The organism is Pseudomonas sp. 1L-C-7-B-C1 (assembly GCF_057291635.1).
In genome coordinates, this window is sequence record NZ_JBXAWH010000014.1 from 206,083 (window position 1) to 221,306 (window position 15,224).

Below are 15,224 nucleotides of genomic sequence, written 5' to 3' on the forward strand. Positions count from 1 at the left end.
CAGAAAACAGAAGGCCACGTTAGAAGTCAGTAATTCAAAAGGTTAAGCACCATGCTGCTGATGATCGATAACTACGACTCCTTCACCTACAACGTCGTGCAGTACCTGGGCGAGCTGGGTGCCGACGTCAAAGTGATTCGCAATGACGAAATGACCGTCGCCGAGATCGAAGCCCTGAACCCCGAACGCATTGTCGTCTCCCCCGGGCCGTGCACGCCCAATGAAGCGGGCGTGTCCATTGACGTGATCAAACACTTCGCGGGCAAGCTGCCCGTGCTCGGCGTCTGCCTGGGCCATCAGTCGATTGGTCAGGCGTTTGGCGGTGACGTGGTGCGTGCGCGCCAAGTCATGCACGGCAAGACCAGCGAGCTGATTCACGAGGACAAAGGCGTTTTCGAAGGTCTCAAGCATCCGCTGACCGTGACCCGCTATCACTCGCTGGTGGTCAAGCGCGAGACGCTCCCTGAATGCCTTGAGTTGACCGCCTGGACCCAGCGCGAAGACGGCTCCGTTGATGAAATCATGGGCTTGCGTCACAAAACCCTGAACGTTGAGGGCGTACAGTTTCACCCTGAATCGATTCTTTCCGAGCAGGGCCACGAGCTGTTCGCCAACTTCCTCAAGCAGACCGGCGGCACCCGTCAGGGTTAAGGACTTCGACATGGCAATGGATATCAAAACGGCGCTGGGCCGGGTTGTGAATCAACTGGACCTGAGCACCGATGAAATGCGCGACGTCATGCGCGAGATCATGACCGGCCAGTGCAGCCAGGCGCAGATCGGCGCATTTCTGATGGGCATGCGCATGAAGAGTGAAAGCATCGACGAGATTGTCGGTGCGGTGTCGGTCATGCGCGAGCTGGCGGATCAGGTCCAACTCAAAACCCTCGACGGCGTGGTCGACATCGTCGGCACCGGCGGAGATGGCGCGAATATCTTCAACGTATCAACCGCTGCCTCGTTCGTGATCGCGGCGGCCGGTTGCACAGTCGCCAAGCACGGCAATCGCGCGGTCTCCGGCAAGAGTGGCAGCGCTGACTTACTGGAAGCCGCAGGCGTTTACCTGAACCTGACCCCGGTGCAAGTGGCGCGCTGCATCGACAGCGTCGGCATCGGTTTCATGTTCGCGCAAACCCATCACGGCGCGATGAAACACGCCGCCGGACCACGCAAGGAACTGGGCCTGCGCACACTGTTCAACATGCTCGGTCCACTGACCAATCCGGCTGGCGTCAAGCATCAGGTGGTCGGCGTGTTCAGTCAGGCGCTGTGCAGGCCATTGGCCGAAGTGCTGCTGCGCATGGGCAGCAAACATGTGTTGGTCGTGCACTCCCAGGATGGACTGGACGAATTCAGCCTTGCCGCACCGACGTTCGTCGCAGAACTGAAGAACGGCGAAGTGACCGAGTACTGGGTACAGCCGGAAGACCTGGGCATGAAGAGCCAGAGCCTGTTCGGCCTGGTGGTCGACAGCCCGGCGCAATCGCTGGAATTGATTCGCGACGCGCTGGGTCGGCGCAAATCCGAGCACGGTCAGAAAGCCGCTGAAATGATCGTGCTCAATGCCGGCGCTGCGCTTTACGCGGCTGATCATGCGTCGTCATTGAAAGAAGGCGTGGCGCTGGCACACGACGCACTGCACACGGGGCTGGCCCGCGAAAAGCTGGAAGAACTGGGTGCCTTTACCGCGGTATTCAAGCAGGAGAATGAAGAATGAGTGTGCCGACGGTGTTGGAAAAGATTCTGGCCCGAAAGGTCGAGGAAGTCGCTGCGCGCCGTGCCAGCGTCAGCCTCGCCGAGTTGGAAACTCTGGCGAAAGCAGCCGATGCATCGCGTGGATTTGCTGCCGCGATGATTGCTCAGGCCAAGCGCAAGCAGCCGGCCGTCATTGCAGAAATCAAGAAGGCTTCGCCGAGCAAAGGCGTGATCCGCGAAAACTTCCAGCCGGCGGAAATCGCCAAGAGTTACGAAGCGGGCGGGGCTACCTGTCTTTCTGTGCTGACCGACATCGATTTTTTCCAGGGCGCTGACGAGTATCTGAAGCAAGCCCGGGCGGCGTGTTCGCTGCCGGTGATCCGCAAGGACTTCATGATCGACCCGTACCAGATCGTCGAAGCGCGGGCATTGGGCGCCGATTGCATTCTGCTGATTGTCTCGGCACTGGATGACGTGAAGATGGCCGAGCTGGCCTCGGTTGCCAAAGGTGTCGGCCTCGACGTGCTGGTTGAAGTCCACGATGGCGACGAGCTGGAGCGAGCACTAAAAACCCTCGATACCCCGCTAGTGGGCGTCAACAACCGCAACTTGCACACGTTCGATGTCAGTCTGGAAACCACGCTCGATCTGCTGCCACGTATTCCCCGTGATCGTCTGGTCATCACTGAAAGCGGGATCCTCAACCGCGCCGATGTCGAGCTGATGGAGATCAACGACGTCTATTCCTTCCTCGTTGGCGAGGCGTTCATGCGCGCCGAGAAGCCGGGCGTGGAACTGCAGCGGCTGTTTTTCCCGGAGAAAGGCACGGCGATCAAGTCCGGCGGGCTGGACTGATCTATCGTTCTAGGCCAGAAAGCCATCGCCACTTGCGTCAGGAGGCAGCATGACCCTTCAGCTTTTGGACACCTGCGTTGAAGCCGGCCTCAAGGCTGAGCAGGATCTGCTGGCATCGGTGTGTGATGGGCACGCCGACAGTGGTTTGCTGTTCTGGCGGCCTACGGATCGCGCGTTGGTCATGCCGCGGCGGTTGAGCCGTCTTCCCGGCTTCACTGAAGCCAGCGAAACGCTCGCCGACAGTGGCTGGCCTGTGCTGTTGCGTGAAAGTGGCGGCGAGCCCGTGCCGCAATCGCCCTCGACGGTGAATGTGGCGCTTGTGTATGTGCAGCCGGACACTGACCTGGATCGCGACCGCATCGAAAACGCTTACATGCGCCTGTGTCAGCCGATCCTCGATACGCTGATTGAATCGGGTGGCAATGCATCCTTGGGCGAAGTCGAAGGCGCCTTCTGCGATGGCCGTTTCAACGTCAACCTCAACGCTCGCAAGATGGTCGGTACGGCGCAGCGCTGGCGGCAGAGTCAGGGTGGCAAGCGGCCGGTGGTGTTGGCCCACGCTGCGATGCTGCTGGATGACGAACGCGTGGCAATGGTGAATGCGGTCAATCGCTTCAACGAGACGCGCGAGCTGGATCAGCGCTGCAAAGCAGAGAGCCATATCGCTTTGCACGAACTGTTCGAAGTGCCGGATTTTCTCCACCGCTTAAGCGAACGCTACACGCGACTGCTCGCCGGGATCTGATTCATCTGCGGGCATCGGTCACGTCGTTAGCGGGTACCGAACACAACCATGGTTTTGCCCCGAACATGAACCAGGTTCTGCTCTTCGAGCGCCTTGAGCACGCGACCGACCATCTCCCGCGAACACCCCACGATACGGCCAATCTCCTGGCGAGTGATCTTGATCTGCATGCCATCGGGGTGAGTCATCGCGTCAGGCTGCTTGCACAGATCGAGCAGGCTGCGGGCAACGCGGCCAGTAACGTCCAGAAACGCAAGATCGCCGACCTTGCGCGTGGTATTGCGCAGCCGCTCGGCGATCTGCGCACCGATGGCATACATCAATTCGGGATCATGCTGACTGAGCTCGCGGAATTTGGCGTAGCTGATCTCGGCCACTTCGCATTCGGTTTTGGCGCGCACCCAGGCGCTGCGCTGTGCACCGGCGGCCGTCTGCTGAAAAAGCCCCAGTTCGCCGAAGAAATCCCCGGTATTGAGGTAGGCCACTATCATCTCGCGGCCTTCGTTATCTTCGATCAGGATCGTCACCGAGCCCTTTATGATCAAGTACAGCGAATCCGATTCCTCGCCTGCGCAAATGATGTTGCTCTTCGCCGGGCATTTTCGCCGCTGGGAATGGGGCAGCAGTTTGTCGGCGATTTTCATCTTGTTCGGAGGCGGCACGGCGAGCATGGCTGTATCCCGTAAAAAACTGCGCCCTGAGGCATTCTTAGAGGTATCGGCAGTATTTCCGATTTGATGCAGTTCAAGACCGGCAATTAGCCATTTTTTCAGATATTTCCTACATTTCCGTCGTTTTCGGGCATGTCCGGCCTACTCAGCGACAGTAAAGCCCTGTGCTAAGCTGGCCGCCATTTTTCAAGCATTGGAGTCCGGTGATGAAGGCGCGTATTCAATGGGCGGGTGAAGCAATGTTCCTCGGTGAGTCCGGCAGCGGCCACGTGGTCGTGATGGACGGCCCGCCAGAAAGCGGCGGTCGCAACCTGGGTGTTCGCCCGATGGAAATGGTGCTGATCGGTTTGGGTGGCTGCAGCAACTACGACGTGGTCAGCATCCTCAAGAAAGCCCGCCAGCCTATCGAGAGCTGCGAGGCGTTTCTGGAAGCCGAGCGCGCCAACGAAAATCCCAAGGTCTTCACCAAGATCCATCTGCACTTCGTGGTTAAAGGGCGCGGCCTGAAAGAAACGCAGGTCAAGCGAGCGATCGAGCTGTCGGCCGAGAAATACTGCTCGGCGTCGATCATGCTGGGTAACGCCGGCGTCGAAATCACCCACGATTACGAGATCATCGAACTGGGCTGAGCAACGCTCAATTTTCACAAAAGCGGTGCAGGCTATGGCATGCGACTTCTGACGTCTGCATAATGCGCCCCTTTTTCAGGGCGCGACCGCCGGATAGCCGGCTCGCCTCCGACCAGACAACCAAAATCGCCAACGCGAAGAGGTGTTAACCGTCCTACGCAGCTGAGCCGGGCTCAGTTGACGGGCATGCTTGATCACGCGGCCAGCGCCGCACCCATATAGAGAGTTTTTAACGGTGAAAAGCAAACTCAAGCTCCACGGGTTCAATAACCTGACCAAGACCTTGAGCTTCAACATCTATGACATCTGCTATGCGGAAACCCCGCAGGACCAGCAGGCCTACGTCGAGTACATCAACAGCGTGTACGACGCCGAACGCCTGACGCGGATTCTCACCGATGTCGTCGATATCATTGGCGCGAACATCCTGAACATTGCGCGTCAGGACTACGACCCACAAGGCGCCAGTGTGACCATTCTGATCTCCGAGCAGCCGGTTACGCCGACTGACAGCCAGATCGAAGAATCGCCGGGTCCGCTGCCGGAAACCATCCTTGCGCACCTGGACAAGAGCCACATCACGGTTCACACCTATCCGGAAATTCACCCTGTTGACGGCATCGCCACCTTCCGTGTGGATATCGACGTGTCGACCTGTGGCGTGATCTCGCCGTTGAAAGCGCTGAACTACCTGATCCACAAGTTCGAGTCCGACATCGTGACCGTCGATTATCGCGTGCGCGGTTTCACCCGTGACGTCGAAGGCAAGAAGCACTTCATCGACCACGAGATCAACTCGATCCAGAATTACCTTTCCGACGACACGCGCGACAGCTATCAGATGACTGACGTCAACGTGTACCAGGAGAACCTGTTTCATACCAAAATGCTGCTTAAGCAATTCGAACTGGACAACTACCTGTTCGGCGACGCCACCAGCAATCTTTCCGCTGAGCAGCGCGAGCAGGTCACTGGTCGCGTGAAGCACGAGATGCTCGAAATCTTCTACGGCCGCAACATGCCGGTCTAAGGTTTCAGCGATAAAAAAAGGCGCCTTTTCAGGCGCCTTTCTTGTTTCCAGCCTCCAGCGATTACCTTGCCCCGTAAGAGAAGCCGGTCGCCGCAGATCCGATCAGATCCTGTAGGTGGTCTTGGTCATGACTTTGGCGATCAGGCTCATGCCGAATTTCACCGGCGCCGGGAAGCGGAAACCGCCTGCCTCGATCGCGCTTTCTGCGTGATGCTCCTCGTCGGCGCGCATCTGTTCGAGAATCGCCCGGGACTTCTCGTCCTCGACCGGCAATTGCTCCAAATGCTCATTCAAATGCTTGCACACCTGATCTTCCGTCGCGGCAACAAAGCCCAGGCTGATTCGATCGCTGATCAGGCCAGCCACCGCGCCAATACCAAACGAAGCCCCGTAGAACAGCGGGTTGAGCACACTGGTGTGACTGCCCAACTGGTGAATGCGTTGCTCGCACCACACAAGGTGGTCGATCTCTTCCTCGGCGGCGTGCTCCATGGCTTTGCGTACCTGAGGCAGTTTCGCAGTAAGCGCCTGCCCCTGGTACAACGCCTGAGCACAGACTTCGCCAGTGTGGTTGATGCGCATGAGCCCGGCCACATGCCGGGTGTCGGACTCATTCATCTTGACGTCGGGTTGAACGATGGCAGGCGAGGGACGGTGTGCGTGCGCGCTGACGGGCAGCAGCGTCTTCATCGCAGCGTCGGCCTGAAGCAGAAAGCGGTCGATAGGGGAATAGTGACGTTCGGTAGCCATGGGCGCCTCCGGGTAAATCCACGGTGGCCAGTCTACCTCAAACGATGTAACCGGGCTTGTCCGGCATCAGCCCGCCGAGGCGCAGAGCACGCCTGCGACGGGGCGACGAAGCATGAATGGAATGACTCAGCCCGGCGGCCAGTTCATCTGGCGCTGACCCAGCACGTGCATATGAATGTGATAAACGGTCTGCCCGCCTTTTTCGTTGGTGTTCATGACCACGCGGAAGCCATCCTCGCAACCCAGCTCTTTCGCCAGGCGCTGCGCCGTGAACAGGATATGGCCCAGCAGGCCCTTATCATCTTCAGTCACGTCGTTGAGGGTGGCGATCGGCTTCTTCGGAATGACCAGAAAATGCACTGGCGCCTGTGGGGCGATGTCGTGAAAAGCCAGTACCTGATCATCTTCATAGATGATCTTCGCCGGAATTTCCCGGTTGATGATCTTGGTGAACAAAGTATCCACAGCCTTCTTGCTCCGTTTCGAGGGGGATGAAGGCAGTGTACTGAGCGTCCCGGGTCACGCCCAGACGTTTGTTGCGATGTGCTGCGTCAGACTGACGTACGAGATTTGAGAATCGAGCCCCAGAGTTTTCGCGTCATCCAGCGACCGGCGAAGCGCGGAAGGCGTGTCAGCAGCCTGTTACGCCAACCGGGAATGATCACCGCACGGTTCTTGTCCAGCGCGCGAACCGTGTACAGCGCAACTTCCTCGGCGGTCATGTGTTTGTCGTGGGTGAACTTGCCGGCGTCCAGCTGTGCGGTGCGGAAAAACGCCGTTCGCGTCGGCCCGGGGCACAACACCGAAATCTTCACGCCGGTTTTGTGCAGCTCCTCGCGAAGCCCTTCGGAAAAATGCAGTACATACGCTTTGCTCGCGGCGTAGGTGCTCATCCACGGCCCAGGCTGAAAGCCCATGATCGACGCAACGTTGAGGATCTGGCCGCCACCTTGCACCGCCATCAGGTTGCCAACTGTGTGACAGAGGCGCGTCAACGCGAGCACATTAAGGTCGAGCAGGTCCTGCTCCTGCGCCCACTCTTGGGCTAGAAACGGCCCGCTGTTGCCAATACCCGCGCAGTTGACCAGCAAATCGATACTTCGCGAGCCTTCTTCAAGTTCAAGCAGAAAGCCCGAGAGGCGCAGTGGCTCACCCAGATCGCAGGCGCGGAACAGCACTTCGACACCAAAGCGTTGGGTGAACTCGATTGCGATGCTCTCAAGCATCTCCCGGTGCCTGGCCACCAGAATAAGGTTGCGACCCCGGCGGGCGAGGGCTTCGGCCATCGCCAGGCCAATACCGCTGGATGCCCCTGTGACCATGGCGTAACGGGTCATGCAATTCTCCAGTGTTTGCAGCTCGTATTGAGACAGCGTCCTTGCTGCCAGATAGTTATTGGTCGTCGTTGCTGTCGGACGAGTCACCAATATCTACAGGATCAACGGGAACGACCGGTTGTTCCGTGTCATCGTCGTACGGCAGCGCTTCCTCGTATTCGCTGGTGGTGGCTTCGACCTGCTCTTGAACAGTCTCCATGCCACCCATCATCGCGACGATAAACACCAGCGCAAGCACCGCAAGCCACAGGATGGCGAGGACCTTGACGCGCGGTGTGTTACCTGGCGGCGGCGGACCATACCTATTCGGGCCCGTGCTGCCGGGGACGGCCATCATCACGATCGGAAAGAAGCTGCCCACCACCGGTACCAGATTCAGCAACAGCAACCAGGCTGACCAACCGGCATCGTGCAACCGCTGGGCGCCGATCTGGATGCTGACAACCACGAACGCGACGAGGGCAACGGTGCCGAGCAGTCCGCCCGCCACCAGCGAAACGCTTAGAACGCCGACGCACAGGGCGGCGACCAACAGGCCAACGGCCACCAGCGCCAGACTCCACGCCAGATAGCGCAAGCGGCCGATTCGCCCCTGTATGGAGAACACCTTCAATTCGCCCACGGCGGGCCAGTCTTGTGCGACCGGTGTGCGCGGCGGTGCGTAGGGCGATGCTGCAGGTTCGAATGCCGGACGCTGGGGAACGTCTTCCACCACTTCATCAAGGCTCAGTGACACTGGCTCCTCAAGCTCGATACGGCCTTCGAGGCCTGCATCGTTCAGTGCCGCGAGATAGCGCTGCGCGTCGTCCCGCGTCAGGCTGCGCTTGATGGTCACGGGTTTCCCGGTGAAGAGACGGTCAACGCCGGACACGTCGGTCTTGAACAGCTGCGCCAGGTTCAGACGTGCAGTTTCCAGCTCAACCCCTGTTCGCAACTGTCCCTCAAAAACGATCTTGAAGTGCTCCGCCATGCCGGCTTCCTTGTCTTGAGTTCATATGATGTGAGCGATGCGCGTCAGAACGGTTTGACGACAACCAGAATGACCACCGCCAGCAAGATCAACACGGGTACTTCGTTGAACCAGCGATAAAACACATGGCTGCGACCTGGTTCTCCACGGGCGAAGCGTTTGACCTGCGCGCCGCAGACGTGGTGATAGCCAATCAGCAGGACGACGAGGGTGAGCTTGGCGTGCAACCAGCCTTGCTGCAGGAAACCCGGTGCGAGGACGATCAGCCAGATCCCGAATATCAGGGTAGCGATCATCGCGGGCATCATGATGCCCCGGTACAACTTGCGCTCCATGGTGCAGAAACGCTCGCGGCTTACGGCGTCTTCGCTCATGGCGTGATAGACGAACAATCGCGGCAGATAGAACAGGGCGGCGAACCAGCACACCATCGCGACGATATGCAGCGCTTTGATCCAGAGATAGAGCATTTTGGTTTTTTTCCAGGGACACGGTGCCAAATAGTAGTGGCATCGGCGCCCGTACGTCACGTTCGCGGTTGTCCCATTGGCGATCGGCCCATATGATCAGCGGCTTTCCAGTGGTTTCGTTGAGGGACAGGTTATGGTCAAGGTCGGTATCGTCGGCGGCACGGGTTACACCGGCGTCGAGTTGCTGCGTCTTCTGGCGCAACATCCGGAGGCTGAAGTGGTTGCGATCACCTCGCGCTCCGAGGCAGGTCTGCCTGTCGCTGACATGTATCCGAACCTGCGCGGTCACTATGACGGTCTGGCATTCAGCGTGCCGGATGTCAAAGTGCTTGGCGCATGCGACGTGGTTTTCTTCGCCACGCCTCACGGAGTCGCACATGCGCTGGCGGGCGAATTGCTCGCCGCCGGCACTAAGGTCATCGACCTCTCCGCCGACTTCCGTCTGCAGGATCCGGTCGAGTGGGCCAAGTGGTACAACCAGCCCCACGGCGCGCCGGAGCTGCTCGACGAGGCGGTCTACGGCCTGCCGGAAGTTAATCGCGAGCACATCAAGGGCGCACGCTTGATTGCGGTACCGGGTTGCTATCCGACCGCAACTCAGCTGGGTTTTCTTCCACTGCTCGAAGCGGGCCTGGCCGATCCGTCGCGTTTGATCGCCGACTGTAAGTCGGGCGTCAGTGGTGCAGGACGCGGCGCCAGTGTGGGCTCGCTGTATTCCGAAACCAGCGAGAGCTTCAAGGCCTATGCCGTAAAAGGGCATCGCCATCTTCCCGAAATCACCCAAGGGCTGCGTCGTGCTGCAGGTGGCGATGTCGGGCTAACGTTCGTGCCGCACCTGACGCCGATGATCCGTGGTATTCACGCCACGTTGTACGCGACCGTCGTTGACAGGTCGGTCGATCTGCAGGCGTTGTTCGAAAAGCGTTATGCCAATGAGCCATTCGTCGACGTGATGCCGGTCGGCAGCCATCCGGAAACCCGGAGCGTGCGCGGCGCGAACGTATGTCGTATGGCCGTGCATCGTCCGCAGGATGGCGATCTGGTGGTGGTGCTGTCGGTCATCGACAACCTGGTCAAAGGCGCTTCGGGCCAGGCCGTGCAGAACATGAACATCATGTTTGGCCTGGATGAACGCCTGGGTCTGTCCCACGCGGGGATGTTGCCGTAATAGCGGCTTCAGGCTTCAAGCTTCAAGCTTCAAGCTTCAAGCTTCAAGCGGCAAGTCTCAGCTCGATTGCTGATAGCGAGCTATTCCTTGCAGCTTGTCGCTCGCGACTTGTGGCTGCCGTCACAATAGTTGACCAATTTTCTAGGAGAAGCGGATAATGCGCGACATTACGCATTATGACGGCTTAGCGCCGGGAGATTTTGAGCATGAGCGTTGAATCCTTTACCCCTGTGGCTATGGAATTCACCCACGGTGCCGCGCACAAGGTGAAAACCCTGGTCGACGAAGAGGGCAATGATCGCCTGAAGCTCCGCGTCTTCGTGACCGGTGGCGGTTGTTCGGGTTTCCAGTACGGCTTCACCTTTGATGAAGACGTTGCCGAAGATGACACGATCGTCGAGCGCGAGGGCGTCAGCCTTGTGGTCGACCCTATGAGCTTCCAGTACCTGGCAGGTGCGGAGGTGGATTATCAGGAGGGTCTGGAAGGCTCTCGCTTCGTGATCAAGAACCCCAACGCCGCGACTACTTGTGGCTGTGGCTCTTCGTTTTCGATCTGATCCAGTCGGTACACACAAAAACGCCGCGCATCTGCGCGGCGTTTTGCATTTCGGGCGTTGCGCTTAAGCCGGGTAGATGGCACCCAGGACACGCAAGCCTTTGGCTCCCGTCACGCTCGGACGGTTGGCGGGTACGCTTTCGAGTGCGCAGTGGGCGAGCCAGGCGAATGCCATCGCTTCGACCCAATCAGGATCAACGCCGAACTCCGCCGTGCTCGAGACCTTTGTTGCCGGCAGCAGCGCTGCCAGTCGATCCATCAAGGCCTTGTTGTGAGCGCCGCCACCGCAGATCAGCAGTTCTTTGGTCTGCGCCTGTGCCGATTGCAGCGACTCAGTAATGCTCAATGCAGTGACCTCGAGCAGTGTCGCCTGCACATCTTCGGGTCTCAGCGTCGGCATCTGAAACAGATGGTGGTGAACCCAGCCGAGATTGAACACTTCACGACCCGTGCTCTTAGGGCCCTTGGTTTGAAAAAACTGATCGCTGAGCATGGACTTCAGCAACGCATCATTGACGGTCCCGCTCGCGCCCCATGCGCCATCGCGGTCGTAGCTCACGCCGCGCTGTGCCTGAATCCAGGCGTCGAGCAACACATTGCCTGGCCCCGAGTCAAAGCCGGAAACCGGTTTGTCGATCTCGATCAGGCTGAGGTTGCTGAACCCACCCACGTTGAGCACGGCGCGGTAGTCCTTGTTATCGTCGAACAGCGCTTCGTGGAATGCCGGAACCAGCGGCGCGCCTTGGCCACCTGCCGCGATATCGCGCTTGCGAAAGTCGCTGACCACGGTGATTCCCGTCAGCTCGGCCAGGAGGGCAGGGTTGCCAATCTGGATGGTGAAGCCGCGAGCCGGCTCGTGACGAATCGTCTGACCGTGACTGCCGATAGCGCGGATTTCACCCGCTGACACATTCTGTTGGTCCAGCAGGGCCAGCACGCCTTGAGCCGCGAGGTGAACCCATTTTTGCTCGGCGATGCCCGCACGCGCCAATTCGTCCGGGCCGCTGGCGCAGAGCCCTAGCAGTTCGGCGCGAAGATCGTCGGGCATGGGAATGTAGTAGGTGCCGAGCAGACGTGGTCGGTCATCCTGTTCTACCAGCGCGAAGTCGAGTCCATCCAGACTGCTTCCGGACATTACACCTACATATAAAGTCATGGGTCAGCGCTTACTCGAGGCCAGCATGGTGGCCTTTTCCTGGTCCATGCGAGCCATCAAAGGTTGGCTCTCCTGCATAAACCGCTGTTTTTCGGACTTGGCAATCGGATCAGCCATCGGCAGCTTCTGCCCCAATGGATCGACATGAACGCCGTTTACCTGGAACTCGTAATGAACATGAGGACCCGTCGACAGCCCGGTGGTTCCAATATAGCCAATGACTTGACCCTGCTTGACGCTGGATCCGGACTGGATGCCCTTGGCAAAACCTTGCATGTGGCCGTACAGCGTTCGGTAGGTTTCACCGTGCTGAATGATCACGGTATTGCCATAGCCGCCGCGCCGCCCGGCAAGAATGACTTTGCCATCGCCGGTCGCCTTGATGGGGGTGCCACGAGGTGCAGCGTAGTCGATGCCTTGGTGGGCGCGAATCTTGTTCAGGATCGGGTGTTTGCGACCGGATGAGAACAGCGAGCTGATACGGGCGAATTCGACTGGCGTGCGGATGAATGCCTTACGCATGCTGTTGCCGTCTGCGGTGTAATAATTGGTATTGCCCTGCTTGTTCGTATAACGCACAGCGGTGTAAGTCTTGCCGCGGTTTACGAAGCGCGCCGAAAGAATATTGCCCGTACTGACCGTCTTGCCGTTGACGACCTTCTGCTCGTAGATCACATCGAATTCGTCACCCTTGCGGATATCCTGGGTGAAGTCGACGTCGTAGCCGAAGATGTTTGCCATCTCCATGGTCATGGTGTGGCTCAGGCCTGCACGCTGGGCGGATTGCGACAGCGAGTTGTTGATCATGCCATGCACATAGGCAGTGCGGACGTTGGGTTTACTCACGTCACGGGTAAATGTGTAGCCCTTGTCTGTACGAGACAAGCTGATGCTTTCTGTCTCGCTCAGCTTGCTGTGCAGTTGCTTGAGGTTGCCTTCAGGCGACAGTTCGAACTGCAGCACCTGGCCATTTTTCAACTGGCTGAACTGCTTGGCTTGCTTGTCGCTGGCAATCACGTCGTGCACTGCCGTCGCGGGCAGACCGACTTTGCTGAACAATGTCGACAGCGTATCGCCCTTCGATACCACCACTTCCCGGTGCGTCGGGCCTTTGGCAGTAGCAATGTCTTTCGGCGCGGCCTTGGTGTCGTTGGAGGCCTTGGCTGTTTCGGCCGGCTCAGCCGCATCACCTTCGATCTGAGCGAACGGAGAATCTACGGGCGCGTCTGTGGCTTGAGTCTGTTCTTGAGCGTCTTGTTCTTGCTCGATCTGATCGGCAGGTGTGTCGAGTTCCAGCGTAAGGTTTGTTCGTTTGGCTTCGACGTCGCTGGATGGAAATACAAGGAGAGCCAGGCTAAGCAGCGCGGCGATACCGCTGGCTGCGAGCAGGTGGCTCTTCGGATAAAGCGGTGGCGCTTTAGACGGAGTGTCGATCATAGGTAATTTTGGCTTTGAAAAGATGAAATGGAAAAGATGAATGACATGATGAAGATGAAATAACTGTATAAAATATAACCAAATCTCGCCTGAGGCAAGCTTGTGATCGGCTCGCTCCGCGATTCGTCATGCTCCTATTGTCAGAACTTGTATTTGGGCGCTGATCTTGTATGGTTGTTTCCCTTTGAAATAAGGCATTACGGGGCGGTTATGAAGTCGGTTGAAGAGCAGCTAGCGCTGATCAAGCGTGGTGCAGATGAACTCCTGGTCGAGGCCGAGCTGATCACAAAGCTCAAGCGTGGGCAGCCACTTCGCATCAAGGCCGGTTTTGATCCAACCGCGCCCGACCTGCACCTTGGACACACGGTGCTTATTAACAAGCTGCGCCAATTCCAAGATCTAGGGCATCAGGTGATTTTCCTGATCGGCGACTTCACCGGCATGATTGGCGATCCGAGCGGCAAGAGTGCTACCCGTCCCCCGCTTACGCGCGAGCAAGTGCTCGACTACGCCGAGACCTATAAAGCACAGGTCTTCAAGATTCTGGATCCGGCCAAGACCGAGGTGGCATTCAATTCCACCTGGATGGATCAACTCAGTCCTGCGGACTTCATCCGGCTTTCTTCCCAATACACCGTAGCGCGCATGCTGGAGCGCGATGACTTCGACAAGCGCTACAAGTCGAACCAGTCGATTGCCATCCACGAATTCCTCTATCCGCTTGTGCAGGGTTACGACTCGGTAGCTTTGCGCGCAGACGTCGAGCTGGGCGGCACCGATCAGAAATTCAACTTGCTGATGGGGCGTGAGCTGCAGCGTGCTTATGGTCAGGAAGCTCAGTGTGTTCTGACGATGCCGTTGTTGGAAGGGTTGGATGGCGTCAAGAAGATGTCCAAGTCGCTGGGTAACTATGTAGGTATCCAGGAAGCGCCTGGCATTATGTACAGCAAGCTCGTCTCTATCCCCGATGCGCTGATGTGGCGTTACTTTGAGCTGCTGAGCTTCCGATCCATGGAAGAGATCGCTGCCTTTAAGGCGGATTGCGAAGCCGGGGCGAATCCGCGCGACATCAAGATCAAGCTGGCCGAAGAGATTGTCGCGCGCTTCCATGGTGAAGAGGCTGCGGCTTCTGCCCATCGTTCTGCTGGAAACCGTATGAAGGATGGAAAGCTTCCGGAAGATCTGCCGGAGATCGACGTGGCTGCAGCCGAAGACATGCCAATTGCTGCAGTCCTTAATAAGGCGGGGCTGGTTAAGAACTCTGCGGTCGCTCGCGACCTGCTGGCATCCGGCGGCGTGCGTATAGATGGTGAAGTCGTGGATCGCGGGTTTGTATTTAAGCTGGGCGCGACCCATGTATGTCAGGCCGGCAAGAAGGCGTTCGGGCGGATTACACTGCGTTTGGAATAAAGTTCAAATAAGTGCTTGACGCCCCTCTGGATCTGTCTATAATTCGCCCCACTTCCGGCGCAGACGAAACGGAAAACTCCTTGATAGTCAAAGAGTTGGACGAAGTAAGCAGCGAAGAGTGCTTCGGTTCAGATGCTTGAATCGACAGCGGTGAAAAAGGCAGTTGACAGCAGGTTGTAGCGCTGTAGAATTCGCCTCCCGCTGACGTGAGACGCCAAGTCGAACGAAGCGCAAGTGGTTGAAGTTGATAAGGAAACTTTGAAAACTTCTTAAAATAACCGCTTGACAGATACAAGAGACGCTGTAGAATGCGCGCCTCGGTTGAGACGAAAGATCTTAACCACC

Annotated in this window: 17 protein-coding genes; 9 read left to right on the forward strand and 8 right to left on the reverse strand. The window is 58.1% G+C overall.

The window, feature by feature from the left end; genetic code table 11:
* The first annotated feature begins 51 nt into the window (after positions 1–51).
* The 4 genes from AC0Z8Z_RS21510 to AC0Z8Z_RS21525 are packed head-to-tail and all read left to right on the forward strand — an operon-like array spanning position 52 to position 3,295.
* Positions 52–651, forward strand: coding sequence for an aminodeoxychorismate/anthranilate synthase component II (locus AC0Z8Z_RS21510; RefSeq protein WP_074887043.1), 600 nt, complete (start codon positions 52–54; stop codon positions 649–651).
* Between the two features lie 16 nt (positions 652–667).
* A complete protein-coding gene (gene trpD / locus AC0Z8Z_RS21515) occupies positions 668–1,717 on the forward strand; it encodes an anthranilate phosphoribosyltransferase (RefSeq protein ID WP_485620451.1) in 1,050 nt (349 codons plus the stop codon).
* Positions 1,714–2,550 carry an indole-3-glycerol phosphate synthase TrpC gene (gene trpC / locus AC0Z8Z_RS21520; protein ID WP_485620440.1) on the forward strand — a complete coding sequence of 279 codons (837 nt, stop codon included), beginning with the start codon at positions 1,714–1,716 and terminating at the stop codon, positions 2,548–2,550. Before trpD ends, trpC begins: the two co-directional genes overlap by 4 nt.
* Positions 2,551–2,599: 49 nt before the next feature.
* Positions 2,600–3,295, forward strand: a complete 696-nt coding sequence (locus tag AC0Z8Z_RS21525) for a lipoate--protein ligase family protein (protein WP_485620441.1) — start codon at positions 2,600–2,602, stop codon at positions 3,293–3,295.
* A gap of 26 nt (positions 3,296–3,321) precedes the next feature.
* Here the strand turns inward: AC0Z8Z_RS21525 and crp are convergent, their stop codons facing one another.
* Positions 3,322–3,966, reverse strand: coding sequence for a cAMP-activated global transcriptional regulator CRP (gene crp / locus AC0Z8Z_RS21530; protein ID WP_172609884.1), 645 nt, complete (start codon positions 3,964–3,966; stop codon positions 3,322–3,324).
* Positions 3,967–4,172: 206 nt separating this feature from the next.
* On the opposite strand from crp, the gene AC0Z8Z_RS21535 reads away from it, so the two are divergent.
* Positions 4,173–4,595 carry an OsmC family protein gene (locus AC0Z8Z_RS21535; protein ID WP_485620442.1) on the forward strand — a complete coding sequence of 141 codons (423 nt, stop codon included), beginning with the start codon at positions 4,173–4,175 and terminating at the stop codon, positions 4,593–4,595.
* Positions 4,596–4,830: 235 nt separating this feature from the next.
* Positions 4,831–5,625: an adenosylmethionine decarboxylase gene (gene speD, locus AC0Z8Z_RS21540; RefSeq protein ID WP_037019204.1), complete on the forward strand. Its 795-nt coding sequence runs from the start codon at positions 4,831–4,833 to the stop codon at positions 5,623–5,625.
* Positions 5,626–5,727: 102 nt separating this feature from the next.
* Here the strand turns inward: speD and coq7 are convergent, their stop codons facing one another.
* The 5 genes from coq7 to hemJ all read right to left on the reverse strand — a co-directional run bounded on the left by coq7 (position 5,728) and on the right by hemJ (position 9,152).
* Entirely contained in the window at positions 5,728–6,375 is a 648-nt protein-coding gene (gene coq7 / locus AC0Z8Z_RS21545) for a 2-polyprenyl-3-methyl-6-methoxy-1,4-benzoquinone monooxygenase (protein ID WP_122624544.1), read from the reverse strand.
* Positions 6,376–6,501: 126 nt separating this feature from the next.
* A complete protein-coding gene (locus tag AC0Z8Z_RS21550) occupies positions 6,502–6,840 on the reverse strand; it encodes a histidine triad nucleotide-binding protein (RefSeq protein WP_065991361.1) in 339 nt (112 codons plus the stop codon).
* An 86-nt stretch (positions 6,841–6,926) separates the two neighbouring features.
* Complete coding sequence (locus tag AC0Z8Z_RS21555) at positions 6,927–7,712, reverse strand: SDR family NAD(P)-dependent oxidoreductase (RefSeq protein ID WP_205486503.1); 786 nt, start codon at positions 7,710–7,712, stop codon at positions 6,927–6,929.
* Positions 7,713–7,767: 55 nt separating this feature from the next.
* Positions 7,768–8,682, reverse strand: a complete 915-nt coding sequence (locus AC0Z8Z_RS21560) for a DUF805 domain-containing protein (protein WP_485620443.1) — start codon at positions 8,680–8,682, stop codon at positions 7,768–7,770.
* 44 nt (positions 8,683–8,726) lie between these two features.
* Complete coding sequence (hemJ, locus tag AC0Z8Z_RS21565) at positions 8,727–9,152, reverse strand: protoporphyrinogen oxidase HemJ (protein WP_122536592.1); 426 nt, start codon at positions 9,150–9,152, stop codon at positions 8,727–8,729.
* Positions 9,153–9,285: 133 nt separating this feature from the next.
* Between hemJ and argC the strand changes: the two genes are divergently transcribed.
* Positions 9,286–10,320 (forward strand): N-acetyl-gamma-glutamyl-phosphate reductase, encoded by a 1,035-nt coding sequence (gene argC, locus AC0Z8Z_RS21570; RefSeq protein WP_122536593.1) that lies wholly within the window; start codon positions 9,286–9,288, stop codon positions 10,318–10,320.
* Positions 10,321–10,526: 206 nt separating this feature from the next.
* Complete coding sequence (gene erpA, locus AC0Z8Z_RS21575; RefSeq protein WP_485620444.1) at positions 10,527–10,877, forward strand: iron-sulfur cluster insertion protein ErpA; 351 nt, start codon at positions 10,527–10,529, stop codon at positions 10,875–10,877.
* A 63-nt stretch (positions 10,878–10,940) separates the two neighbouring features.
* On the opposite strand, the gene AC0Z8Z_RS21580 is transcribed toward erpA, so the two are convergent.
* Together AC0Z8Z_RS21580 and AC0Z8Z_RS21585 are read right to left on the reverse strand one after the other, a co-directional pair.
* Entirely contained in the window at positions 10,941–12,032 is a 1,092-nt protein-coding gene (locus AC0Z8Z_RS21580) for an anhydro-N-acetylmuramic acid kinase (protein ID WP_122536595.1), read from the reverse strand.
* A 3-nt stretch (positions 12,033–12,035) separates the two neighbouring features.
* Entirely contained in the window at positions 12,036–13,469 is a 1,434-nt protein-coding gene (locus AC0Z8Z_RS21585; protein ID WP_485620445.1) for a peptidoglycan DD-metalloendopeptidase family protein, read from the reverse strand.
* A gap of 210 nt (positions 13,470–13,679) precedes the next feature.
* Here AC0Z8Z_RS21585 and tyrS point away from each other — a divergent pair, with 210 nt between their 5' ends.
* Positions 13,680–14,879, forward strand: coding sequence for a tyrosine--tRNA ligase (gene tyrS / locus AC0Z8Z_RS21590; RefSeq protein WP_485620446.1), 1,200 nt, complete (start codon positions 13,680–13,682; stop codon positions 14,877–14,879).
* The last annotated feature ends 345 nt before the right edge of the window (positions 14,880–15,224 follow it).

Bases quoted from the DNA above. Each gene is read 5' to 3' on its own strand.
- coq7 (WP_122624544.1), bottom strand. From the start codon at position 6,375: ATGGCTACCGAACGTCACTATTCCCCTATCGACCGCTTTCTGCTTCAG.
- erpA (WP_485620444.1), top strand. From the start codon at position 10,527: ATGAGCGTTGAATCCTTTACCCCTGTGGCTATGGAATTCACCCACGGT.
- hemJ (WP_122536592.1), bottom strand. From the start codon at position 9,152: ATGCTCTATCTCTGGATCAAAGCGCTGCATATCGTCGCGATGGTGTGC.
- crp (WP_172609884.1), bottom strand. From the start codon at position 3,966: ATGCTCGCCGTGCCGCCTCCGAACAAGATGAAAATCGCCGACAAACTG.
- AC0Z8Z_RS21585 (WP_485620445.1), bottom strand. From the start codon at position 13,469: ATGATCGACACTCCGTCTAAAGCGCCACCGCTTTATCCGAAGAGCCAC.
- trpC (WP_485620440.1), top strand. From the start codon at position 1,714: ATGAGTGTGCCGACGGTGTTGGAAAAGATTCTGGCCCGAAAGGTCGAG.
- AC0Z8Z_RS21560 (WP_485620443.1), bottom strand. From the start codon at position 8,682: ATGGCGGAGCACTTCAAGATCGTTTTTGAGGGACAGTTGCGAACAGGG.
- tyrS (WP_485620446.1), top strand. From the start codon at position 13,680: ATGAAGTCGGTTGAAGAGCAGCTAGCGCTGATCAAGCGTGGTGCAGAT.
- AC0Z8Z_RS21580 (WP_122536595.1), bottom strand. From the start codon at position 12,032: ATGACTTTATATGTAGGTGTAATGTCCGGAAGCAGTCTGGATGGACTC.
- AC0Z8Z_RS21535 (WP_485620442.1), top strand. From the start codon at position 4,173: ATGAAGGCGCGTATTCAATGGGCGGGTGAAGCAATGTTCCTCGGTGAG.
- trpD (WP_485620451.1), top strand. From the start codon at position 668: ATGGATATCAAAACGGCGCTGGGCCGGGTTGTGAATCAACTGGACCTG.
- AC0Z8Z_RS21555 (WP_205486503.1), bottom strand. From the start codon at position 7,712: ATGACCCGTTACGCCATGGTCACAGGGGCATCCAGCGGTATTGGCCTG.
- argC (WP_122536593.1), top strand. From the start codon at position 9,286: ATGGTCAAGGTCGGTATCGTCGGCGGCACGGGTTACACCGGCGTCGAG.
- AC0Z8Z_RS21510 (WP_074887043.1), top strand. From the start codon at position 52: ATGCTGCTGATGATCGATAACTACGACTCCTTCACCTACAACGTCGTG.
- AC0Z8Z_RS21525 (WP_485620441.1), top strand. From the start codon at position 2,600: ATGACCCTTCAGCTTTTGGACACCTGCGTTGAAGCCGGCCTCAAGGCT.